This is a genomic window from Corynebacterium sp. HMSC075D04 (genome assembly GCF_001815635.1).
In the GTDB taxonomy this organism is placed as follows: domain Bacteria; phylum Actinomycetota; class Actinomycetes; order Mycobacteriales; family Mycobacteriaceae; genus Corynebacterium; species Corynebacterium coyleae.
In genome coordinates, this window is sequence record NZ_KV821366.1 from 12,577 (window position 1) to 34,580 (window position 22,004).

20 protein-coding genes, 2 tRNA genes and 1 pseudogene are annotated in these 22,004 nt (G+C 62.9%); 15 read left to right on the forward strand and 8 right to left on the reverse strand.

The window, feature by feature from the left end; all coding sequences use genetic code 11:
* The 5 genes and pseudogenes from HMPREF3048_RS12345 to HMPREF3048_RS10035 form a co-directional block, all read right to left on the reverse strand.
* Positions 1-445: pseudogene (locus tag HMPREF3048_RS12345) on the reverse strand (hypothetical protein); the annotation flags it as partial.
* Between the two features lie 113 nt (positions 446-558).
* The gene (locus tag HMPREF3048_RS10020; protein WP_083316865.1) at positions 559-1,998 is read right to left on the reverse strand and encodes a cytochrome b/b6 domain-containing protein; all 1,440 of its coding nucleotides are present in this window, start codon (positions 1,996-1,998) and stop codon (positions 559-561) included.
* Positions 1,998-2,930, reverse strand: a complete 933-nt coding sequence (locus HMPREF3048_RS10025; RefSeq protein ID WP_070772052.1) for an electron transfer flavoprotein subunit alpha/FixB family protein — start codon at positions 2,928-2,930, stop codon at positions 1,998-2,000. The genes HMPREF3048_RS10020 and HMPREF3048_RS10025 overlap by 1 nt, the downstream gene beginning before the upstream one ends.
* A gap of 9 nt (positions 2,931-2,939) precedes the next feature.
* Positions 2,940-3,716 carry an electron transfer flavoprotein subunit beta/FixA family protein gene (locus tag HMPREF3048_RS10030; RefSeq protein ID WP_070772173.1) on the reverse strand — a complete coding sequence of 259 codons (777 nt, stop codon included), beginning with the start codon at positions 3,714-3,716 and terminating at the stop codon, positions 2,940-2,942.
* 52 nt (positions 3,717-3,768) lie between these two features.
* Positions 3,769-4,563, reverse strand: coding sequence for a hypothetical protein (locus HMPREF3048_RS10035; RefSeq protein ID WP_070772054.1), 795 nt, complete (start codon positions 4,561-4,563; stop codon positions 3,769-3,771).
* 89 nt (positions 4,564-4,652) lie between these two features.
* Here HMPREF3048_RS10035 and HMPREF3048_RS10040 point away from each other — a divergent pair.
* From HMPREF3048_RS10040 to HMPREF3048_RS10060, 5 genes are all read left to right on the forward strand, one after another.
* Positions 4,653-4,727, forward strand: a tRNA-Gly gene (locus tag HMPREF3048_RS10040).
* 141 nt (positions 4,728-4,868) lie between these two features.
* Positions 4,869-4,942, forward strand: a tRNA-Pro gene (locus HMPREF3048_RS10045).
* An 80-nt stretch (positions 4,943-5,022) separates the two neighbouring features.
* Positions 5,023-6,375, forward strand: a complete 1,353-nt coding sequence (gene tig, locus HMPREF3048_RS10050; RefSeq protein WP_070614056.1) for a trigger factor — start codon at positions 5,023-5,025, stop codon at positions 6,373-6,375.
* A gap of 176 nt (positions 6,376-6,551) precedes the next feature.
* The gene (locus tag HMPREF3048_RS10055; RefSeq protein WP_070421293.1) at positions 6,552-7,145 is read left to right on the forward strand and encodes an ATP-dependent Clp protease proteolytic subunit; all 594 of its coding nucleotides are present in this window, start codon (positions 6,552-6,554) and stop codon (positions 7,143-7,145) included.
* Positions 7,146-7,175: 30 nt separating this feature from the next.
* Entirely contained in the window at positions 7,176-7,796 is a 621-nt protein-coding gene (locus HMPREF3048_RS10060; RefSeq protein WP_070421294.1) for an ATP-dependent Clp protease proteolytic subunit, read from the forward strand.
* 71 nt (positions 7,797-7,867) lie between these two features.
* On the opposite strand, the gene HMPREF3048_RS10065 is transcribed toward HMPREF3048_RS10060, so the two are convergent.
* On the reverse strand, positions 7,868-8,512 hold the full coding sequence (locus HMPREF3048_RS10065; protein ID WP_070421295.1) for a hypothetical protein: 645 nt from the start codon (positions 8,510-8,512) through the stop codon (positions 7,868-7,870).
* A gap of 207 nt (positions 8,513-8,719) precedes the next feature.
* On the opposite strand from HMPREF3048_RS10065, the gene clpX reads away from it, so the two are divergent.
* Entirely contained in the window at positions 8,720-9,994 is a 1,275-nt protein-coding gene (clpX, locus tag HMPREF3048_RS10070) for an ATP-dependent Clp protease ATP-binding subunit ClpX (protein ID WP_070772056.1), read from the forward strand.
* Positions 9,995-10,004: 10 nt separating this feature from the next.
* Here clpX and HMPREF3048_RS10075 read toward each other — a convergent pair whose 3' ends face one another.
* Positions 10,005-10,730 (reverse strand): TetR/AcrR family transcriptional regulator, encoded by a 726-nt coding sequence (locus HMPREF3048_RS10075; protein WP_070453686.1) that lies wholly within the window; start codon positions 10,728-10,730, stop codon positions 10,005-10,007.
* Positions 10,731-10,910: 180 nt separating this feature from the next.
* Between HMPREF3048_RS10075 and HMPREF3048_RS10080 the strand changes: the two genes are divergently transcribed.
* Genes HMPREF3048_RS10080 through HMPREF3048_RS10110 form a run of 7 tightly spaced genes read left to right on the forward strand, consistent with a single transcriptional unit; the run spans position 10,911 to position 19,405 of the window.
* Complete coding sequence (locus HMPREF3048_RS10080) at positions 10,911-11,882, forward strand: malate dehydrogenase (protein WP_070421298.1); 972 nt, start codon at positions 10,911-10,913, stop codon at positions 11,880-11,882.
* Between the two features lie 22 nt (positions 11,883-11,904).
* Positions 11,905-14,625, forward strand: coding sequence for a valine--tRNA ligase (locus HMPREF3048_RS10085; protein ID WP_070772057.1), 2,721 nt, complete (start codon positions 11,905-11,907; stop codon positions 14,623-14,625).
* Positions 14,625-16,250, forward strand: coding sequence for a bifunctional folylpolyglutamate synthase/dihydrofolate synthase (locus HMPREF3048_RS10090; RefSeq protein WP_070772059.1), 1,626 nt, complete (start codon positions 14,625-14,627; stop codon positions 16,248-16,250). The genes HMPREF3048_RS10085 and HMPREF3048_RS10090 overlap by 1 nt, the downstream gene beginning before the upstream one ends.
* Positions 16,247-16,822 (forward strand): hypothetical protein, encoded by a 576-nt coding sequence (locus HMPREF3048_RS10095; protein ID WP_070421301.1) that lies wholly within the window; start codon positions 16,247-16,249, stop codon positions 16,820-16,822. The genes HMPREF3048_RS10090 and HMPREF3048_RS10095 overlap by 4 nt, the downstream gene beginning before the upstream one ends.
* A complete protein-coding gene (locus HMPREF3048_RS10100) occupies positions 16,819-17,664 on the forward strand; it encodes an ATP-grasp domain-containing protein (protein ID WP_070772062.1) in 846 nt (281 codons plus the stop codon). The genes HMPREF3048_RS10095 and HMPREF3048_RS10100 overlap by 4 nt, the downstream gene beginning before the upstream one ends.
* Positions 17,661-18,953, forward strand: coding sequence for a hypothetical protein (locus HMPREF3048_RS10105; protein ID WP_070772064.1), 1,293 nt, complete (start codon positions 17,661-17,663; stop codon positions 18,951-18,953). The genes HMPREF3048_RS10100 and HMPREF3048_RS10105 overlap by 4 nt, the downstream gene beginning before the upstream one ends.
* A 20-nt stretch (positions 18,954-18,973) precedes the next feature.
* Positions 18,974-19,405 carry a DUF4233 domain-containing protein gene (locus HMPREF3048_RS10110; protein ID WP_070421304.1) on the forward strand — a complete coding sequence of 144 codons (432 nt, stop codon included), beginning with the start codon at positions 18,974-18,976 and terminating at the stop codon, positions 19,403-19,405.
* Here the strand turns inward: HMPREF3048_RS10110 and HMPREF3048_RS10115 are convergent.
* Positions 19,383-20,807, reverse strand: a complete 1,425-nt coding sequence (locus tag HMPREF3048_RS10115; RefSeq protein WP_070772066.1) for an AMP-binding protein — start codon at positions 20,805-20,807, stop codon at positions 19,383-19,385. The genes HMPREF3048_RS10110 and HMPREF3048_RS10115 overlap by 23 nt on opposite strands.
* Before the next feature lie 64 nt (positions 20,808-20,871).
* On the opposite strand from HMPREF3048_RS10115, the gene ndk reads away from it, so the two are divergent.
* Together ndk and HMPREF3048_RS10125 are read left to right on the forward strand one after the other, a co-directional pair.
* Positions 20,872-21,282: a nucleoside-diphosphate kinase gene (gene ndk, locus HMPREF3048_RS10120; RefSeq protein ID WP_070421306.1), complete on the forward strand. Its 411-nt coding sequence runs from the start codon at positions 20,872-20,874 to the stop codon at positions 21,280-21,282.
* A gap of 144 nt (positions 21,283-21,426) precedes the next feature.
* A complete protein-coding gene (locus HMPREF3048_RS10125; RefSeq protein WP_070421307.1) occupies positions 21,427-21,993 on the forward strand; it encodes a TetR/AcrR family transcriptional regulator in 567 nt (188 codons plus the stop codon).
* Positions 21,994-22,004 lie beyond the last annotated feature (11 nt).

Sequence of the window (22,004 nt, forward strand, 5' to 3'; positions counted from 1 at the left end):
CACGCAGCGTGTGCTCAATATCGGCAATGTTGCGCGCCGAATGCGTCAAGTGCAGCGTTGCCATCCCCTCACGCGCCTTAGAGAAACGCACTTGCTTTTCAGGTGCGGGTTTCTTCGCATCAATAACCCGATCGGCATAGCGCGACAGCGCATCGAAGCGGCCATCGAACTGCAACAAGGTAAAGCGCAACCGCCAACGCTTCGCGGCGTCGTCGACAATGGCGAGTTTGCGTTCAATCAAACACAACTGATCCAAGGGTGTGTCTGCTGCCATGTGGCGTGCGTCGGATTGTTTCCGCGTGAATTTCGTTGCCCCGTAGTAGACGTCGTGTACGCGTGACCATTCTCGGATGCGCGACGGGTTCAGCCCGGCAGCAAGGGCTGTGTCGCGGTCGAAGTCGGCGATGTCCGTAAGCCGGAAGCCGAGAAGGTCTACAAATGCCATGGCATGAACGCTAAGCAACCGCCTAACAACCGACAAGGCCCAACAAAAAATCTGTGGATAACCCACCGACTCATGCCGGAAAGTTATCCACAGATTTTGTTGGGTCTTGACTTTTAGCGTTTGGTCACTTTGCCGGTCAGTTTCGCGAGCGGTGCGGCGAAGGATCCGCGGGCGAGGAACCATCCGAGCGCGGTGACGGCTACGGCGCCGAGGAACACGAGCGTGCCGGTCCAGGAGGTGGAGTCTTGGGCGGCGAACATGGCGTTGAGGTTGGCGCGTAGGCCGGTCGTCGCAACGAGGAAGACGTGGATGACCATGAAGATGAGGAAGTAGATCATGGTGGGGAAGTGCACGGCGCGTGCCCACGCGACGGGCACCCCGTTCCACGTTTTCGGCCACATGGAGCTCATGCGGAAGCCGGATGCGATCGCGAGTGGGGAGGCGATGAATACGGTGGTGAAGTACGCGAGTTCTTGCAGCGCGTTGTAGTGGACCCAGCCGTGTTCGTCGGGCCAGTCGAGTGCGAGGTATTGCAGTCCTGCGGAGATGGCGTTGGGGATGACGTCGATGCTGGTTGGCACGATGCGGACCCATTGGCCGGTGGCAAACAGCAGGATGTAGAACACTACGCCGAGTGCGACCCATGCGATGTCGAGGGTTTGGTGCAGCCATTGGGTCAAGGAAATCTTTTTGCCGTTGCGTTTCGACGTCCAGTAGCCCGCCGGCCGCTTCTCTCTGCGCACGTCGAGACCAGTCTTGATGATGAGCGCCATGAGGAACATGTTGAAGAAGTGGGCCCAGTTGAGCCAGGCGGGGAAGCCGACGGGTGCGTTGTCGGGTAGTGGCTGCATTCCGTCGTAACGTGCGACGAAGTCTGCGCCGGTGTCGGTGCCGATGAACCAGCGTGCGCCGACGAATGCTGCGATGACCAGTACGAGGGATGGAATGAGCCATCGCTTATCGACGACCTCACGCCCCGGCACCTCCACCGGCGCCGGCGCTGCCGGAGCCGGGTCGGGCTCGGGCGTGGGCGTGGGCGTGGCGTCGGCGGTTGTTGCAGCAGCGGGGGCTGCTTCGGCTGCAGGTTCCGGTTCCGGTGCCGGTGCGACCTCGGGCTCGGCTGGTGCGGGCACGTGGACAGTACCGGCGGGTGGCCAGGCTTCGCCGCCTGCGACGCGGGGGAGACCACGGCGCAGGGGAACTTCGACGGTGTTTGCGGGGGTTGCAGCTGGAGCTGTGGCCTGATCAGCTGCGTCAGCCGTGCTAGTCGCAGCAGCGCCAGGCTCGCTCGGTGTCGCTGTGGACGGAGCCGCAGCAGCGCCCGCAGCGCCTGCGAAGGCAGCGACGGCGGTGGCCGGTGGCCAGGGTTCACCACCCGGGGTACGAGGTAGGCCCTGGCGCAAACCGGTGGTCGGCGAGGAAGCAGACACAGTGGCAGGCGCCGCGACAGGCTCAGCGGGTGCGCAGGTGGTCGGGGTGGTGGGGTCGTCGATTAGCGGGGGCCATGGTTCGCCGCCGGGAACACGGGGCAGGCCGCGTCGGAGTTGGGGCATTACTTACGAGCCTCGATCTCGGAGATGATCTGTGGGACGACGTCGAAGAGGTCGCCGATGATGCCGAAGTCGGCGATGTCGAAGATGGGGGCATCCTCGTCATTGTTGATGGCGACGATGGTGTCGGCGGTTTGCATGCCCACCAGGTGTTGGACGGCGCCGGAGATGCCGATGCCGATGTAGAGCTTCGGGCTGACCAGCACGCCGGTTTGGCCGATTTGGGCTTCGTAGGCGACTTGGTCTTCGTCGACGGCGGAGCGGGTGGCGCCGACGGCGGCGCCGAGGGTGTCCGCGAGCCCGCCGACGAGTTCTTCGAACATGTCGGCGTCGCCGAGCGAGACGCCACCGGCGACGACCTTGTCTGCGGTGAGCAGGTCGGGGCGGGTGGAGGTGCGCTCGACCGGCGTGACGGAGACCACCTCGGCGGTACGTGCGCCGGAGTGCTCGACGTCGAGGTCGCGCACCTCAGGCGTTGCGACGGCAGCGGCGCGGGTTTCCACGGCACCGGGGCGCACGGTGATCACCGGCGCCGAGTGGGTGGCGGCGGCGGTTGCGGTGTAGGCGCCGCCGAAGTTCTGGTGGTCGGTGACGATGCCTTCTGCGTCTCGACGAACCGCCACCGCGTCGGTCAACAGCGCCTTGCCTGCGCGCACGGCTACACGGCCGGCGGTTTCGCGCCCGCGCACGGTGTGGGAAAACAACACGGCGGCGGGGTTGAGGGTGGTGAGGGCGGTGGTGGTGGCGTCGACAAGTGGGGCGTCGGAAACCAGCACCGTGGCCGCGCCGAGGGTGCTGAGGGCGTCGGCGTGGGTGCGGTCGTCAATAAGAACGACGGGGGTGCCGATCGCGGAGGCGGCGCCGATGAGTTCGGCGGCGTGGGGGTCGAGGCTGCCGTCGTGGGAGCGGTCCGGGACAACGAGAATTTCAGTCATTGGTGCTCCTTAGATGAGGTTTTTGGATTCGAGGAAGTCGACGAGTTTCGCGGCGGCGGTGGAGTTGGCGTCGATGATTTCGCCGCGCTCGCGGGCCGGGCGCTTGTCAATGGCGACCATGATGGCGCGCGGGTGGGTGAAATCTTCCGCGTCGATGTCCAGATCGGCGAGCGTGAGCGTGTTGAGTTCCTTCTTCTTCGCCGCCATGAGCCCCTTGAAGTTGGGGTAGCGGGGGTCGGCGAACTCGTCGGCAACAGCGACGACGGCTGGAAGGTCGGCGCGCAGTTCGACGACCGCCCCGTCGGAGGCCTGCGTGGCGGTGACGTTTGCTCCATCTACGGTCAGTTCCGTCAAGTTGGTCAGCGCGGGCCAGTTCAGGTGTTCGGCGATCATGGGGGCGACGACGCCGGTGCCACCGTCGGAGGACATGTTGCCCGTGACGACGAGGTCGTAACCGTTCTTGCGAATCAACGCCGCAAGCACCTCGGCGGTGAGGGTGACGTCTGCGCCGGTCAAGGCGTCGTCGGAAACGATGTAGGCCTCGGTGGCGCCCATGGCGATGCCGCGGCGGATCGAGTCGGCAGACGTTTCGGGGCCGACGCTGAGGATTTCGACCACGGTGTCGTCGTTAAGTGCTTCCGCGATGCGTAGCGCTGCTTCGACGGCGCGTTCTCCAACTTCGTCGGCAACAACGTCGCCGGAGCGGTCGGTCAGACCGGTCTCCAGGTTCATTTCGCGGTCGCTGTAGGTGTCCGGCACCTCTTTCAGCAGCACGGCAATACGCACGGCCACTCCTTATAGGTAGGGGGTAGGCAATCGTGCGCAGTCTAGCGCACGCCTAAAAGTCGAATCCTCCGAAGTCGAAGCCGCCGCCGAAGTCACCCATGTCTCCGCCGAAATCGCCACCGCCCATGTCACCCATGTCACCCATATCTCCCATGTCGCCCATGCCTTCGGCGCCAGCAGCGTCGCCGAGACCGCCAGCCTCAAACGCTTCGGGTGCGGCAGCGCCGGACATGCCGGCGAACATGGTGGAGTAGAACATCATCGACGACGCAGCCCACATGCCCGTCATCATTGCTGGGGCCCACCAGGCGGTGGAATACCAGCCAGCAGGAACGGGGCGGCCTGCGACGGCTCCGCCGGGGTAGTAGTGCGGGGTCGCCTCGGTGGCTACGGGCGATGCGGTAACAACGGTGCCGTCTTCTTGGCGCACGCTGCGCTGTTCAGTCACGCGGCCTGCCTGGCGCTGGCCTTCCAACTCTGGCAGCGCAGGACCGGCGGGAAGCCCCATGATTTCGCGCGCGGCGTTGACGTAGTGCAGGCCCTCGAGCGCGGATTCGCGGGCGAGCATGGCCTGCTTTGGCGTGCGGGCGTCGGCAAGACCTGCGCTTGCTGCGTTGAAGCGCTCGGAGGCGTCGGCCATGGCCTGGGTGGAGGCGGCGTCGTTGCCGGAGAGGTTCAGCACCTGCGAGCCGAGGCGGTCGGTCCATCGCTTGGCGTCGGCGTAGGCGTCGTCGAAAGAAATCTGTGCCTGCTGGCGCGATTGCACTTGACGACGACCCCCGCCACCCATCGTGGGCAGCATGATCAACGCGCCAATGGCGAAAACGATGAGCAACAGACCGAGCATGGCTTCTCCTAAAATTCGTTGTTGTTTGGTTCAACGGGTGAACCTGCGCTAAAGTTCCGGGCAGCCGTTAAGGCAGCGTTTCTACGCATGGGAATGTCGTATAGTGGCTAATACCTCAGCCTTCCAAGCTGAAGACGCGGGTTCGATTCCCGTCATTCCCTCCACGTTTGACCACCGGTTCTGCATGCAGAACCGGTTTTCTTATGCCCCGATGTGACCCTGGAATAAACGCCCGCTACAATGATCAACCTGAACCGCTTGAGTGGTTACTGATTCGGTTCATACCGTGGCGGTTTTGCCGCCTACGGGGCGTGGCGCAGTTTGGTAGCGCACCTGCTTTGGGAGCAGGGGGTCGCAGGTTCAAATCCTGTCGCCCCGACAAAGGCGGGCCCGTTTTGTACGGGCCCGCCACTTATAAGCACTGAAACTCGTTGATGGAAACAAGTACAGGAGAAACCCGTGAAGACTAACGTCGAAAAGCTCAGCGACACCCGCGTTAAGCTCAACGTCAGCGTGCCGTTCGACGAGCTTGGCCAGGAGATCGACCAGGCATACAAGGCGATCTCCCAGCAGGTCAACATTCCGGGCTTCCGTCGAGGCAAGGCTCCGCGCCAGCTGATCGACGCTCGTTTCGGCCGCGGTCCGATCCTGGAGCAGGTTGTCAACGACATGCTGCCGACCCGCTACGAGCAGGCTCTGGCAGAGAACGACCTGAACCCGCTGGGCCAGCCGGAGATTGAGGTCACCAAGATCGAGGACAACGACGTTGTCGAGTTCACCGCTGAGATCGACGTTCGTCCGGAGATTGAGGTGCCGGACTTCTCCAAGATTGAGGTCACTGTTCCGGAGCTCAAGGTTGACGACGAGGCTGTTGACGCCGAGCTCGACTCCCTGCGCGAGCGTTTCGGTGAGCTCAAGGACACCAAGCGCAAGATGAAGACCGACGACTTTGCGGTCATCGACCTTGAGGCTTCTATCGACGGCGAGAAGCTCGACGACGCTTCCGCTGAGGGCCTGACCTACCGCGTCGGCGCCGACGACCTGATGAAGGGTCTGGACACCGCTCTGCGTGGCATGAAGACCGGCGAGGACAACGAGTTCGAAACCGAGATCCAGTACGGCGAGAACAAGGGCAAGAAGGCGACCGTCAAGGTCCACGTCCAGCAGACCAAGGAGCGCAAGCTTCCGGATCTTGACGACGAGTTCGTCCAGATGGCGTCCGAGTTCGACACCGTCGACGAGCTGCGTGAGTCCACCCGCGAGCAGGTTGAGGAGAACGCGAAGGCGAAGCAGGCTGCTGACATTCGCGACGAGGTCCTCAAGGCTGCCCTCGCCCAGGTTGAGTTCGCGCTGCCGGAGTCGATCGTCGACGAGCAGGTGCACAACCAGCTTCACCAGCTGCTCGGCCAGATGGCTCACGACGAGAACGCACTGGCGCAGCTGCTTGAGGCTCAGGGCACGACCCGCGAAGAGTTTGACAAGGAGTCCCGCAAGCAGGCTGAAGAGTCCGTGCGCACCCAGCTGTTCCTCGACGCTGTTGCAGAGGAAGAGCAGCCGGAGGTTTCCCAGCAGGAGCTCACCGACCACATCCTGTTCACCGCACAGTCCTACGGCATGGACCCGAACCAGTTCGTGGCTCAGCTGCAGCAGTCCGGCCAGATCGCGAACCTGTTCTCCGACGTGCGTCGCGGCAAGGCCCTCGCCGCCGCTATCTCTCGCACCTCGGTGAAGGATGAGGCTGGCAACAAGGTTGACCCGAACGATTACTTCGGTGAGATCGAGGAAGAGGACGAGGCTGCTGAGGAGCAGTAAACTCCGTTAATCTTTGAGTGGCCGGGAGCGTGTGTTCGCTCCCGGCCGTTTTTGTTGTGGGCGTGGGGTCGTCGATAAGAGTTGCCCGTACGCCGGTAGCGAACAAGGTTTAGCTACCTCCCGTGCGCGAGTAGGGTGGTGGCGTTACACGACAAACTAGCGAAGGAGCATCTGTTATGACTTCCCCGACTCAAGGTATGAACCTGGGAGACTCGGTGTACGAGCGCCTCCTGCGGGAGCGCATTATTTTCCTGGGTCAGCAGGTGGATGATGAGATTGCCAACAAGCTTTGCGCCCAGATTCTGCTGCTGTCGGCTGAGGATCCGACGCGCGACATCAGTCTTTACATCAACTCGCCGGGCGGTTCGGTGACCGCAGGTATGGCGATTTACGACACGATGAAGTACTCCCCGTGCGACATCGCTACCTACGGCATGGGTCTGGCTGCTTCCATGGGCCAGTTCCTGCTGTCTGGCGGCACGAAGGGCAAGCGTTACGCGCTGCCGCACGCACGCATCATGATGCACCAGCCTTCCGCAGGTGTTGGCGGCACTGCTGCTGATATTGCGATCCAGGCTGAGCAGTTTGCCGCGACGAAGCGTGAGATGGCTGAACTTATCGCAGAGCACACCGGCCAGACCTTCGAACAGATCACGAAGGATTCGGACCGTGACCGTTGGTTTACCGCGATGGAGGCCAAGGAATACGGCATCGTGGACCACGTCATCGAGAATGCCGCCATGGCTGGCGAGCACGCGATTGGCGACTAAGGCAAGCAACGAGAAGAGGAGACTTTTACTATGACTTTCCAAATGCCCAGCTCCCGCTACGTGCTGCCGCAGTTCCTGGAGGAGACCAGCTTCGGCACGAAGCAGATTGATCCGTACGGCAAGCTGTTTGAGGAGCGCATTGTGTTCCTTGGCACCCAGGTTGATGACACGTCGGCGAACGACATCATGGCCCAGCTGCTGGTCCTGGAGTCCCAGGATCCGGACCGTGACATCACGATGTACATCAACTCCCCGGGTGGTTCGTTTACCGCGTTGATGGCGATTTACGACACGATGCAGTACGTGCGCCCCGACGTGCAGACGGTGTGCCTCGGCCAGGCTGCATCCGCCGCCGCAGTCATCCTGGCTGCCGGTGCGCCGGGTAAGCGTGCGGCGCTGCCGAACTCGCGTGTGCTGATCCACCAGCCGGCTACCCAGGGCACCCAGGGTCAGGTGTCGGACCTGGAGATCCAGGCGGCTGAGATCGACCGTATGCGTCGTCTCATGGAGAACACGCTGTCGCACCACACGGGCCGTACGCCAGAGCAGGTTCGTATTGATACCGACCGCGACAAGATCCTCACCGCTGAGGAAGCCGTGGAGTACGGGATCATCGACCAGGTCTTCGACTACCGCAAGCTCAACGGCTAAAAAGAAAGGCGCCCGTAAGGGCGCTTTTTAGCTTTACGACGACACCCTCACCGGCGTCGCACCACAACCACCTACTGTTCGGTTGGGGTTTCCACGACGTCGGCGGAGGTCGGCGCTGCGTCGTCGCAGAACTTCACTGCGTTACGGATGGCTTCTGGTGCGCCCTCGAAGTCGCCGCGCGACCAGCACACGCCGTCTGCGGTGTTTTGTGGGTCTACAGACGCCCAACCGTTGCCCCGTGCGACCCAGTAGTAGTCCTGACCGTCTGGTGTGACGGTGCGGGCCCATTCACGGTCGCAGAAGGTGCTGTATTCGTCGCTGGCGCCCTGCGAGCCTTGTGCGGGCCATGCGCAGGCTGCCCCCGGCTCGTCCGGTGCGGGAGCGACCTCTGGCTCGCGTGCGGAACCGCCGGAGTTGCCGGATCCGCTCGAGCTGCGGCGACTGCTGCTGGACTTGGTGGACGACTTCGTCGTGGTGGACGTCTTCGACGAGGAGCTCGAGGAGCTCTTCGTGGTTGTGGACGAGGAGGTTGTGGTCTCGTCGTCTTCCTCGGAGGTGGTGGTCGTCGGGGTTGGGGTGGCTGTTGTGCTGGTTTGGGGGAAATCCAGCACCGGTTCAGCAATGCGTGCCTCGTCGTCCGAGCCGCCGCAGGCGGAAAGCGCCGGGACGGCGATGAGCGCTGCGGCGATGGTGGCAAGTGCGCGGCTGCGTTTCACGGGTACGGATTTCCTTTCAGACACATCAAAGAATGTGTCTAGGCTAGCTGATCGTTCCGAGGACAATGCGCTTAGTTTAGTCCCACTGCGTTTTGGGTGCGTGGGACGGGAACAGGGATGTGTCGTCGTGCGTTGTAGGGTGTGGGGTTCAGCACCCACTAGACTTGGGGAAGATTTCGGCGAGGGAACGGGAGTAGATACGCGCATATGGCCACTACGCATGACAGCGCTAGCCTTCTGAAGTGCTCTTTCTGCGGCAAAAGCCAGCAGCAGGTCCGCAAACTGATTGCGGGCGGAGGCGTCTACATTTGCGACGAATGCATCGAGCTGTGCAACGAGATCATCGAAGAGGAGCTCGCCGGCGCAGAACGCCAGGAGGAATCAGGAGAGCGTTTGCCGCGCCCTTCGGAGATCACTGCGTTTCTGGACGAGTATGTGATCGGCCAGGATGCGGCCAAGCGCACGCTTGCTGTGGCTGTGTACAACCACTACAAGCGCATTAAGGCGGAGGAGTCGAACCTTTCGGCCCGTGCGAAGGACGAGGAAGTGGAGATTTCCAAGTCCAACATCTTGCTGCTTGGCCCGACGGGTTCTGGCAAGACCTATCTCGCGCAGACGCTGGCGCGCATGTTGAATGTGCCGTTTGCGATCGCGGATGCCACCAGCCTGACCGAGGCTGGCTATGTCGGCGAGGACGTGGAGAACATTCTGCTGAAGTTACTGCAGGCGGCAGACTTCGATGTGAATCGTGCGCAGCACGGCATCATTTACGTCGACGAGGTGGACAAGATTTCCCGCAAGTCCGAAAACCCGTCGATTACCCGCGACGTTTCGGGTGAGGGCGTGCAGCAGGCGCTGCTGAAGATCCTGGAGGGCACGGTTGCGTCCGTGCCACCACAGGGTGGACGTAAGCACCCAAACCAGGAGTTCATCCAGATGGACACGTCGAACATCCTGTTCATCGTGGCCGGCGCGTTCGCTGGCCTGGACAAGGTGATCGCGGAGCGCGTGGGCAAGAAGGGTATCGGCTTCGGGGCGGAGATCGATTCGAAGTCGGAGCGCGACGAGGCGAACATGATGGCGCAGGTGCAGCCGGGCGATCTGGTGAAGTTCGGCCTGATCCCCGAGTTCATTGGCCGTTTGCCGATCATCGCGCACGTCGATGATCTGGATCGCGACTCGATGAAGCGCGTGCTTACGGAGCCGAAGAACTCGTTGGTGAAGCAGTACAAGCGCCTGTTCGCGATGGACGGCGCGGAACTGACGGTGACCGACGAGGCGCTCGGTGTGATCGCGGACAAGGCGGCGGAGCGCAAGACCGGTGCTCGTGGCCTGCGTGCGATCATGGAGGAACTGCTCGTTCCGGTGATGTACGAGTTGCCGGACCGTGACGGCGTCGCTGAGGTTGTGCTGGATGAGGCAGCCGCTCGCGGGGAGGGCGAACCGAAGTTCATTGAAGAAGAAAAGCAGCGCTCCGCGTAACGCAGTTCGCTTAGACTAGGCCGCCGTCGTCGCTGTAGACGTCGGCGGTTTCTTCTTCCGCAGTGGGGGTGGGTTCGAGGTAGGACTCGTAGCCGGAGTAGGGGATGTTGGACGTGAGGAACGTCAGCACGGTGTCGATGACCATGCGGCGCATGCCGTCGACGTTGCGGCGGCTTGCAAAGTCCACGTCGCTGACGCTCAGTGCGGTCAGGCTGTTGCCCACGCGGAAGAAACACAGCGATGCGACCAGCGTGAGCAGATCGACAGCGGAGATACCGGGGCGGAATGCTCCCGCGTCTTGGCCTGCGAGCAACAGACGTTCAACGTGGAGGAGTACTTCGTTCTCGCTGACAAGCGCTGCGGCGTCTTCTTCGGCGGCGACGGGGTCGAGGTTTTCACGCAGGACGAGGCGCACACCGTCGGGGTGGTCCAAAAACGCGTGGTAGAGGGCGTCGATGTAGCGGCGCATCCCCTCGACGGGGGCGGCGTAGGAGCGGGTGGCGATGTCCTGAGGCGGGGTGATGCGAGCACTTGCCACCTTGAGCGCTGCGAGGTACAAGCCGCGCTTGTTACCAAAGTGGTAGTGGATCATGCGCTTGCTCATGCCCGTGGTGCGTGCAAGCGCGTTGAGTTTGACGTCGTCGTAACCGTTGTGGGCAAACGCGACAATCGCGGCATCGACGACAGCACCGGGGGAAGGGGAGGTGGCAGTCTCGGGTGCGGCGGTGTCGGCCATGTCCGTGGGCTCCCTTTCGGTGTGGTTCGGTGTGGTTCGGTGTGGTGGGGTCGTCGATACGCTTCTTTGCTTCCTCTCATCGTGCACCACTTGGCAGATCAGTGGCGCAGTACCGGCCAATGTTGCCCCCTGTGGGGGTAGGTTGAAGGGGAAACAGAAACAGAAAGAGGAGGCCTCATCATGTCCCAGACCCCCGCAAACGTCGTTGTTACCGGCGCAGCAGGCAACATTGCGTACTCGTTGCTGTGGCGCGTGGCAGCAGGCGACGTCTTCGGCCCCGATCGTCCGGTGAACCTGACGCTGCTGGAGATCCCGGAGGCGGTGCGTGCGGCTGAGGGCACGGCAATGGAGCTCAACGACTCGGCGCTGCCGCTTCTGAACAAGATCACGGTGACCGACGACGCAAACAAGGCATTCGACGGTGCGCAGGCGGCGTTCCTGGTGGGGGCGAAGCCGCGCGGCAAGGGCGAGTCGCGCGCGGACATGCTGGCTGCAAACGGCAAGATTTTCATCGGACAGGGGCAGGCGATCAACAACGGTGCTGCGGATGACGTCCGCGTGCTGGTGGTCGGCAACCCGGCGAACACGAATGCCTACATTGCGAACAAGGCGGCGCCGGATGTGCCAGCGGATCGCTTCAACGCGCTGATGCGTTTGGACCACAACCGTGCGCTGTCGATGCTCTCGCAGCAGCTCGGGGTGTCCTCGACTGCCATTGAGCACCTGACAGTGTGGGGTAACCACTCGGATACGCAGTTCCCGGACATCACCTACGCCACGGTGGACGGCAACCCGGTTGAGGTGGATCGCGCCTGGTATACCGACGAGTTCATCCCGCGCGTGGCCAAGCGCGGCGCGGAGATCATCGAGGTGCGCGGTAAGTCCTCGGCGGCGTCTGCAGCGTCGGCGTCGGTGGATCACATGCGCGACTGGGTACAGGGCACGGCTGGCAAGTGGACGACGGCTGCGTTGCCGTCGACGGGCCAGTACGGCGTGGACGAAGGGCTTGTGTTCGGCTTCCCGGTGACGGGTGAAAACGGTGCGTGGGAGGTCGTCGAAAAGCTGGAGCTCAGCGACGATCAGCGGGCTCGTATCGACGCCAACATCACCGCCTTGAAGGACGAGGCGGCGATCGCCGACAAGCTGTTCTAGGTAGCTCGTTAAGATAGGTCGCGTGACTGACAAAAATCTGAACCGCACTGACGCGCTGCCGACGTCGTGGGAGCCCAGCGACCACGAACGCGACCTCTACGAAGGCTGGGTCAAGGCAGGCTATTTCACTGCCGACGCCCACTCTGACAAGCCTGCGTACTCCATCGTGCTGCCGCCGCCGAACGTGACGGGTCAGCTGCACATGGGCCATGCGCTCGACCACACGCTGATGGACTCCCTGGTGCGCCGCAAGCGCATGCAGGGCTACGAGGTGCTGTGGCTGCCGGGCATGGACCACGCAGGCATCGCCACCCAGACCAAGGTCGAGGCGAAGCTCAAGGCCGAAGAAGGCAAGGACCGCTACGACTACGGCCGTGAAGAGTTCATTGACCGGGTGTGGGAGTGGAAGGAACAGTACGGTGGCACGATCACCTCGCAGATGCGTGCGATCGGCGATTCCGTCGACTGGTCCCGCGAGCGCTTCACGCTGGACGAGGGCCTGTCGCGCGCCGTCCAGACCATCTTTAAGCAGCTCTACGACCGCGGCCTGGTCTACCGCGATTACCGCCTGGTCAACTGGTCGCCGGTGCTGGAGACTGCTGTGTCCGACATTGAGGTCGTGTACAAGGATGTCGAGGGCGAGTTCGTCTCCATTCGCTACGGCTCGCTTGACGACGACCAACCGCACCTGATCGTTGCCACGACGCGTGTGGAGACGATGCTGGGCGACGTCGCCATCGCCGTTCACCCTGACGACGAGCGCTACTCCCACCTCATCGGCGAAGTCTTCGAGCACCCACTGCGCGAAGGCATGCAGGTCAAGGTCATTGCCGACGACTACGTGGACATGGAACTCGGCACCGGTGCGGTGAAGATCACCCCGGCGCACGACCCGAACGACTACGAGATGGGTCTGCGCCACGACCTTGAGATGCCGATCATCATGGACGAAAAGGGCCGCATCGCTGATACCGGCACCAAGTTTGACGGCATGAGCCGCGAAGAAGCCCGCGTCGCCGTGCGCGAGACGCTGGCTGAGCAGGGCCGCATTGTCAAGGAAGTGCGCCCGTACGTCCACTCCGTGGGCCACTCGGAGCGTTCCGGTGAGCCGATCGAGCCGCGCCTGTCCCTGCAATGGTTTGTCAAGGTCGACGAGCTGGCCAAGATGTCCGGCGATGCCGTGCGCGAAGGCGACACCAAGCTTCACCCGGAGTCGATGGAGAAGCGCTACTTCGACTGGGTGGACAACATGCACGACTGGACCATTTCGCGCCAGTTGTGGTGGGGCCACCGCATCCCGATCTGGTACGGCCCGGAGGACGACAACGGCGAGCGCGACGTGGTCTGCGTCGGCCCGGACGAGCAGCCGCCGGCTGGCTACGAGCAGGATCCGGACGTTTTGGATACCTGGTTCTCGTCGGCGCTGTGGCCGTTTTCCACGATGGGTTGGCCGGACAAGACTCCGGATCTGGAGAAGTTCTTCCCAACCACCGTGTTGGTTACCGCCTACGACATCTTGTTCTTCTGGGTTGCCCGCATGATGATGTTCGGCACCTTCGCAGGCCAGACCACCCCGGAGATCCTGGGCGAAGGCAAGGATGGCCGCCCGCAGATCCCGTTCGAGCACCTGTACCTGCACGGCCTGGTGCGCGACGAGAAGGGCCGCAAGATGTCGAAGTCCTTGGGCAACGGCATCGACCCGATGGATTGGGTGAAGCAGTACGGTGCAGATGCGCTGCGCTTCGCCCTGGCTCGTGGTGCGAACCCGGGTGTGGACCTGCCGATTGGCGACGACCACGCAACCGCCGCCCGCAACTTTGCCACCAAGCTGTTTAACGCTACCAAGTTCGCGCTCATGAACGGCGCGCGCGTGGACGCGTTGCCTGCACGCGAGGTGCTAACCGACGCTGACCGTTGGATCCTGGATCGCGCCGAGGAAGTCCGCGCCAAGGTGGACGCCTACCTGGACGATTACCAGTTTGCCAAGGCTAACGAGGCGCTCTACCACTTCGCGTGGGATGAGCTGTGTGACTGGTACCTGGAGATCGCCAAGACCCAGATCCCGCGGGACGAGGCTGACGCCTCGTCGGAAGAGAAGGACCGTGGCGAGAACACCAAGGTTGTGCTTGGCCGTGTGATCGACGTTGTGCTGCGTCTGCTGCACCCGACGATGCCGTTTATCACCGAGGTGCTGTGGAAGGCGCTGACTGGCGGCGAGACGGTGACGCTCGCGCCGTGGCCGACCGCAGAGGACACCAACGGTGGTGCCGCGACTGACGAGGACGCTCGCCGTCGCATCGAAGATTCGATCAAGCTGATCACCGAGCTGCGTCGTTTCCGCTCTGATCAGGGTGTGAAGCCGTCGCAGAAGGTGCCGGCTCGCCTGGACTTCGCTTCGGCTGATCTGGTGGGCCAGGAGGCAATGGTGCGCCAGATTGCGAAGGTGACGGCGCCGGAGGATGACTTTGAGGCCTCGGCAAGCATTGAGATGCGCCTGAGCAAGGTCAACCTGGACGTCGCGTTGGATACTTCCGACACCGTCGATGTCGCTGCGGAGCGCAAGCGCCTGGAAAAGGAGCTTGCGGCGGCGCAGAAGGAGCTCGACACCACTGGCGGGCAGCTCGCCAATGAGCAGTTCTTGGCTAATGCGCCGGCGCAGGTCGTCGAGAAGATCAAGGCGCGTCAGAAGGTCGCACAGGAAGAGTTTGAGCGCGTCACGGCTCGTCTTGAGGCGCTGAAGTAATGGCGGATAAGTCGTTCGACCCGGAAGCGCGGGCAGCGTACGAGGCACTTCGAGCACAGCTTGGCGACGACGCCCTCGAGGGCATCGACATCGCCGACCTCGAATCCGGCCGTGACACCGACTTCGGCCACCTGGAGATGACCGATCACGGCATCACGCTCAACCTGGCCGACATGTCGGCCGAAAGTGGCGCGGATGCCGCCGATGCGGACAGCGACGAGCCCGCGCCCAGCTTGGCGCCGGAGGGGGACCACCCGGACTTTGACACGGTGGTTGCCAAGTTGGATGCGCGTGCGGCGGCGAACGACCCGAACCCGTCGCTGGATCGCATTGCGATGCTGATGGATCTGCTGGGCACGCCCCAGCAGTCCTTCAACGTCATTCACGTGGCGGGCACGAACGGCAAGACGTCGACGGCGCGTATGGCGGAGTCGATCCTTCGCGCGCTGAACCGTCGCACGGGGTTGTTCACCTCGCCTGAGTTGGAGCGTGTCACCGAGTGCATCCTCATCGACGGGGAGGAAATTTCCCAGACCCGTTTCGTGGATGTCTGGCGCGACATTGAGCCGTACGTGGACATGGTGGACGCGCACTTCCGCGAGCGCGGCGAGGCGGAGATGAGCCGTTTCGAGCTGCTTGTCGGCATTGCGTACGCGGCGTTTGCGGACGCACCCGTGGATGTTGCGATCGTCGAGGTCGGCATGGGCGGCACCTGGGATGCGACGAACGTGGTGGAGGCGGACGTGTCCGTCATCACCCCGATCGGTATCGACCACCAGCGTTTCCTCGGCGAGACGATCGAGGAGATCGCCACGCACAAGGCAGGCATTATCAAGGCCCGGGAGCGCGACGGCTACGGACCGGCGGAAAACATCGCCATCGTTGCTGAGCAGGAGCCGGAGGCGATGCAGGTCATCCTGGAGCGCGCGGTGGAAACCGGCGCTGCGGTGGCGCGACAGGGCCACGACTTTACTATCGACGACTCCTCCGTCGCCGTCGGCGGCCAGCAACTGTCGCTGCAGGGCCTTGGCGGAGTCTACGACGACATTTTCTTGCCGCTTTCCGGCGCACACCAGGCAGAGAACGCTTCGGTGGCGCTGGCTGCGGTGGAGAGTTTCTTCGGCGTGTCCCGCGAGCACCCGTTGGATATGGATTCGGTGCGCCAGGGCTTCGCGGAGGTGAAGGTGCCTGCGCGCGTGGAGCGAGTGCTGGGTGATCCGGTGGTGCTCATCGACGCCGCCCACAACCCCCACGGTGCGGCCACGCTCGCCGAAGCGATGCAGCGCGACTTCAACTACCAGTCCGTTATCGGCGTGGTGTCCATCTTCGCGGACAAGGATGCTCGCGCGATGCTGGCAGCGCTCGAGCCGGTGCTCGCGGATGTGGTGATCACCCAGAACACCGACCCGCGCGCGATGGACGCTTACGAGTTGGCGGAGATCGCCTACGAGGTCTTCGGCGATGAGCGTGTGCGTGTCGACGACAACCTGCCCTCGGCGATCGAACTCGCCATCGAGTTGGCCGAGGAGGAAGGCCCCGAAGGCGTCGGTGTGCTCATCACCGGCTCCGTTGCCACCGCAGGTCAGGCGCGCACCTACCTGCGTTCGTCGCGGGGTGTGCAGTGACCGCGCACCTGCTGTTGCCTGGCACGGCGCCTGTGATTGTTACGGCGCCGCACGCCGTTGAGCAGCAGCGCGACGGCAAGATCAAGCTTGCGGAGCCCGCGACCCGTTGGCTCGCGGAGCAACTCCACGAGCACGCAGGTGCTACAGCGTTGATCAAGACCGACGCGGATAAGGCGGATCCGAACTCGGACGAGCACAGTCCGTTCCGGGACGTCGCGGTGCGCGAGGTCGAGCAGCGTGGGATCGTTGCGGGCATCGACTTGCACCAGATGAACCCGGACCGGCCCGATCAGGTAATCCTGGGAACCGGTCGCGGGCGCAACATCCACGACGATTGGCGGGTGCGCGACATTGTGGTCGCCGAGTTCAACGCGTGCGGGGTGCCCGTGCTTGTCGACGAAATCTTTCCCGCAATGGGACTTCACCGCGTGTCCTCCGACGTCGCGGCGCGTACCAACATTCCGTACGTGCAGGTGGAGATGAACAGTGCTGCGCTCGACGAGGGGCCGCGCGAACACATGCTCGCTGCGTTGACGCGCATCGTGCAGCGCTTTGCGGAGGAATTGGCGTGAAACCGACCTGGCTGGTGACCAACCGATGGCTGCACTGGGACAAGTTTGAGTGGCAGTTCGACCAGATCATCGGGGCATCACACGGCCAGATTGAGCGTGTGACCACCGACTACGCAGTTACTCATTTGGAGGACCTTCCCGAGGTGGCCTTCATCATGGATAAGGATGTCGCCGCGGTTGCGCAGTTGGAGGCGTTCGGGGTCAGGTGCGTGAATTCGTCGCAAAGCATTGCGCTGTGCGACAACAAGGCGTACACGCATGCGGCGCTGACTCGGGCGGGGATCGCGCACCCGAAAACGATCACCGCGCCGCTGGTGTACCGCAACCTCGAGGCGGAGGAATGGGCGAACAGCGAGTTTCTCGCCGCCGTCGAACACTCCCTGGGGTTTCCGGCGGTGGCGAAACATGCCGTCGGGTCGTGGGGCAGCGGGGTGTTTCTTGTAAAAAGCCGCGACGAGCTCATCGACGTGCTGCGTGAGGCGTACCCCTCACCGGTGATTGTGGAGGAGTACGTCGCTGGCTCGCACGGCCGCGACGCGCGGATCTACATGGTGGGCGACACACCCGTCGCAGCGATGCGGCGCTTTGGCCAAGGTGGAGATTTCCGCGCCAACATCACAGGTGGTGGGCGTGCGGAAGCCTGGGATCCCCCGGCCGAATACGTCGACGTTGCGCGCGCCGCGATGACAGCGCTTGGGCTGGATGTCGGCTCGGTGGACTTCCTCGACGCGCAAGAACCCCTGGTAGGCGAGGTGAACTCGAACGCCCAGTTTGCGTCCCTTACGGAGACCACCGGAATCGACGTCGCAGCAGCAGTCGTTGAATATCTGGAGCAGCTATGACCGAGATGTACCTGCCGGCCCGTGAGGTGCGGCTCAGCGGGAAGAAAGCCAGTGTGGCAACCTACCCGGTGAACTCACTGGTCATCGGCCGCGACTGGCCGGGCTGGGAGGGGCTCAGCGATTTCCACCCGGCGCTGTTGGACGGCACCACCGCGGTGCAGTTGATCAAGGGTGGTGCGGGCGAGGAGGCATCTGCAACCGCACGCATCCTCCGTGCCGTGCCTGACGGTGTCGCGTCGGTTCAGCCTGTGCACGCGGAGGTGTTTTCCACCAACGTGAAACAGCGCGCGGACAAGGCGGGCGATAGTTCGATCGTGATCAGCGAGTCAGTCCGCGCCCGGCTGCCGGAAGCGGAGCACTACCGGGTGGTATGCCCGTTTACCAGGTGCTCGTTCGTTGTCACCCGCGACGAGATCGAGACGTTCCCAGAAGGCGAATACTCCGACGGCACCATCAAGATTTCTCGTTATCAGCGCATCCTGTTGCGTCTGCACCCGCCGATGGACATCACAAAGGCGCATCGCGACGCTATCCCGCCAGAGCACCACGCGCTCATTGACACCCACTACAAGGACAGGGGTGTTTGGCCGCGCGAGCGGAGCGACGATCTCGCCTACCCGGACCGCATCCAAATCAATAGGGCCCTTCGCGCGGCGAAATTCTTCGACATCATGGTCGTGCCGATGATCGAAGGGGAGGGCACGTCGGTGTTCGGGGACAACGAACGCTCCACGGCGCGCAAGAACCCGCTGCGCAGGTCGTGGTACTGGACCGCGAGGAAACTCCTCGGTTCGCGAACCTACGTAATGCGGGTCGCTCGACCGAACGACATGGACGAGTCCCGCGCAGTGGTGCGCCTCACCGCGGATTCGATGCAGTCGTTGGGCATCGAGGATTCGGATATTGTGCGGCTGCGCTACGGCGACCGGACGATTGCGGCGCGTGCGATGGCGATTGTCGACGACGCCCGTTTCCGCCAGAACTCTCACATCAGCGTCATCGAGCCACTCGATGCGGTCATTGGTATTCCGTCGAAACTGCGCGGACAACTTGGTGTGCCGAGCATTAACGAGTCGGTGAAGGTAGACCGCGACGTCAACCACCTGCTGCGCAAAACCCTGAACGTGTACATTTTGTCGGCGCTCGCGTGGCTGTTTACCGTGCTGCAGGTCATCCCGGAAGGTCCTCGAGCGACGATTGGCACCGTGGGGTTGTTCGTTCTCGCGCTGCCGTTCATTGTCTACCTTGCAGCGGCGCCGCGCCGGGCGCAGGTTATGGATGCCAGCTAGGTCTGGCTACGATTACCACCATGGCGAGAAAGCAGACGCAGCAGGAAATGGGCCCACTTGGGCCCGGTCACGCTCCGGTGAAGGATCCGATGGCTGGGCTTACCGGTGTTCTGTCCGGCACGTTGATCATGGAAGCGATCACGATCCTGCTCATCCTCACGGTGATCCTTAAGGTAGATGAGGGCGAGCACTGGACCACGTTTAACTGGGTCTACATCACCGTTGTTGGTCTGGCGCACGTGGTGATGGCTGCGTTTCAGCGCAAGCCCGGCGCCCTGTGGATCGACCTGGCGTTGCAGGTTCCACTAATTTTTGGCTTTTTCATCCACTGGTCGGTGACCGCTGTGGGCGTGATCTTCGGCATCGTGTGGTACTTCATCATTCAAATGCGCTCGGAGATGATTCAGCGCATGCGTCACGGTTACCTGGTTACTCAGCACCTGGGGACGTAAGTTCGCGCCGCAGGATTTTGCCTGCTGCGCTTCGGGGGATCGCATCGACGAAAGTGACCATGCGCACTTTTTTGTAGGGGGTGACGCGCTTGGCGACCCAAGCCATGATGGCGTTGTCGCTCAGCGCTTGTTGCGTGACGACGAACGCCCGTGGCACCTCCTCAACCACCCCGTCTACCGTTCGGCGGTGGCCTGTGACGGCCACGTCGTCGATGTCCGGGTGGGTGAGCAGGAGCGCTTCGAGTTCTGCGGGGGCGATTTGGAACCCGTGGTACTTGAACACGTCCTTGGCGCGGTCGATGATGGTGACCGTTTCATCCTCGTTGATCCGGGCGATGTCGCCGGTGTGCAGCCAACCGTCCCGGATGGCGTTTGCGGTGGCAGCCGGGTTGTCCAAGTAGCCACGCATGAGTTGAGGCCCGCGCACGAGGAGTTCGTTGTCCTGGCTGAGGCGGAACTCGGTGTTGGGGATGGCGAACCCGATCGTGCCCGGATCGGACTTGCCGGAGATGCCGACGTGGGTCACGGGTGCGGATTCGGTCGTGCCGTAGCCTTGGAGGATTTCAACGCCGATGTGGCGCTCGACTTTGCGCGCCAGGTTCGTATCCAGCGATGCCGCGCCGCACACCAAAAAACGGGTGGTGGCGAAATCTTCAGGGGTGGGGTGGTTGGACAACGCGAGTGCAAGCGGGGGAGCGATGTAGGACACATCGATTGCGTGGCCGCGGTGGGCAGCGGTGAACTCTGCAAGGTTGAAGCGGGCCGCGGTGGTGACGTGTCGGCGTGCGGTCAGCGACGACAACAGCAGTGTGTTGAGCCCATAGATGTGTGAAAACGGCAGGGGGGCGATCACGCCACCGCCCCGGACGATTCCGCTTGCAGCCAGTGCTGCGTTGAACTGGGCGGCGTTGGCGGTGATCGCGACGTGGGTTAGCTCCACGCCTTTCGGCAGGCCTGTGGTGCCGGAGGAAAACGGAATCACCGCAACGTCGTCAGCGCTTCCGACGGGTTCGAACTCGCCGGGGCGGATGTCCTCGGCGGTGACGCGGTCGGTGGTGTGGGCGAGGGTTGCGAGGTGGTTCGCTTCGTCGTCGATAAGCGAATGCCCAATGACGCACACACGTGCGCCAGTCGCGGATGCGCCGAGGAGGCCCGCGGCGAAGTTGATGGAGTTCGGCATGCGCAGCTCGACGACGCTGCCCGGGCCCACGCCGCGCGCGGCGAGCGAGGCCGCAGTGCCGAGCGCCAACGCACGCAACTGCGGGTACGTGACTGTGCGGCCAGTGTCGATCTCCGTAATTGCGGGGGTATCCGGCAGCGCCTCTTCATCCGCCGCAAAGACAGACGCGAACAGGGTTGTCCCCGGTAGATCAATATCCGGAAGTGGGCTGCGGTGACACATGGGGGCAAGACTACGGCATAGCCAAGACGTGCAACACGTGTCGGGTTGGGTAAGATTGCGAGCCATGACTGAACGTACTCTGATCCTGATCAAGCCGGACGGCGTGGCAAACGGCCACGTCGGCGAAATCATTTCCCGCATCGAGCGCAAGGGCCTGAAGCTCGTCGAGCTCGACCTGCGCACCGCTGACCGCGAGACCGCTGAGAAGCACTACGCAGAGCACAAGGACAAGCCGTTCTTCGGCGATCTGGTCGACTTCATCACCTCCGCTCCGCTGGTGGCTGGCATCGTCGAGGGCGAGCGCGCCATCGAGGCGTGGCGTCAGCTCGCTGGCGGCACTGACCCGGTGTCCAAGGCAACCCCTGGCACCATTCGCGGCGACTTCGCCCTGACCGTTGGTGAGAACGTCGTGCACGGCTCTGACTCTCCGGAGTCCGCTGAGCGCGAGATCGCTATCTGGTTCCCGAACCTCTAAGCGGTAAGTCCGCTTCCCGGCACCGTGCCCCGTGTGAGGGGCGCAGGTGCCGTTTTCGTTTCTACGAAGCGAAACTCTATGATTTTCTACGGCTTTTATTGGATTTAAAGAAATCGCATGTCTACACGATGCGATGGAGGGTAGATGGCAACGTCATCACGGTCCGAGCAGGCGCGCGCGATTGAAAAGCGCGCAGCAATTCTTCACGCAGCAACTGAATTGCTGCTCAACGAGGGGCTCCGCGGCGTGACCCACCGGCAGGTGGCCGCCGAAGCAAAAGTGCCGGTCGGGTCGATCGGTTACTACTATTCCACGCGCGAAAAGCTCGTGGTCACATGCCTGGATCAGCTTTTTGAGTCCCGCCGTAAGGTGTTCCACGAGATCATGGGGGGCAGCGTCGACCTGAAGGACCCTGTGCAGTTCGCTGAAGCGGTTGTCAATGTCATCTCGTGCGCACAAGCAGAGCGCGTACGCCAGACGGTCTATGCTTTCGTTGATTCCGAACGCGAGCCGGGCGAAGTGCAGGCGTTTTCCTCCGCTGGTCTTGAGGAGCTCAAGGGCATGGTCACCAAAATGATGGAACAGCATGGTGTGGACGGTCTGAACTCCACCCGTGTTGTCCAGGTAGCCGTCGGTGCTGCGGTGACCGAAAACCACCGCGACGCCCCGGTTTCTGCGGTGATTGATCTCCTGCGTGTCGCCGAGCAGTAGCGTCGCGTATC

Coding starts and splice junctions, on each gene's coding strand:
- HMPREF3048_RS10020 (WP_083316865.1), bottom strand. CDS start 1,998: ATGCCCCAACTCCGACGCGGCCTGCCCCGTGTTCCCGGCGGCGAACCA.
- HMPREF3048_RS10025 (WP_070772052.1), bottom strand. CDS start 2,930: ATGACTGAAATTCTCGTTGTCCCGGACCGCTCCCACGACGGCAGCCTC.
- HMPREF3048_RS10035 (WP_070772054.1), bottom strand. CDS start 4,563: ATGCTCGGTCTGTTGCTCATCGTTTTCGCCATTGGCGCGTTGATCATG.
- HMPREF3048_RS10055 (WP_070421293.1), top strand. CDS start 6,552: ATGACTTCCCCGACTCAAGGTATGAACCTGGGAGACTCGGTGTACGAG.
- HMPREF3048_RS10060 (WP_070421294.1), top strand. CDS start 7,176: ATGACTTTCCAAATGCCCAGCTCCCGCTACGTGCTGCCGCAGTTCCTG.
- clpX (WP_070772056.1), top strand. CDS start 8,720: ATGGCCACTACGCATGACAGCGCTAGCCTTCTGAAGTGCTCTTTCTGC.
- HMPREF3048_RS10075 (WP_070453686.1), bottom strand. CDS start 10,730: ATGGCCGACACCGCCGCACCCGAGACTGCCACCTCCCCTTCCCCCGGT.
- HMPREF3048_RS10080 (WP_070421298.1), top strand. CDS start 10,911: ATGTCCCAGACCCCCGCAAACGTCGTTGTTACCGGCGCAGCAGGCAAC.
- HMPREF3048_RS10090 (WP_070772059.1), top strand. CDS start 14,625: ATGGCGGATAAGTCGTTCGACCCGGAAGCGCGGGCAGCGTACGAGGCA.
- HMPREF3048_RS10105 (WP_070772064.1), top strand. CDS start 17,661: ATGACCGAGATGTACCTGCCGGCCCGTGAGGTGCGGCTCAGCGGGAAG.
- HMPREF3048_RS10110 (WP_070421304.1), top strand. CDS start 18,974: ATGGCGAGAAAGCAGACGCAGCAGGAAATGGGCCCACTTGGGCCCGGT.
- HMPREF3048_RS10115 (WP_070772066.1), bottom strand. CDS start 20,807: ATGTGTCACCGCAGCCCACTTCCGGATATTGATCTACCGGGGACAACC.
- ndk (WP_070421306.1), top strand. CDS start 20,872: ATGACTGAACGTACTCTGATCCTGATCAAGCCGGACGGCGTGGCAAAC.
- HMPREF3048_RS10125 (WP_070421307.1), top strand. CDS start 21,427: ATGGCAACGTCATCACGGTCCGAGCAGGCGCGCGCGATTGAAAAGCGC.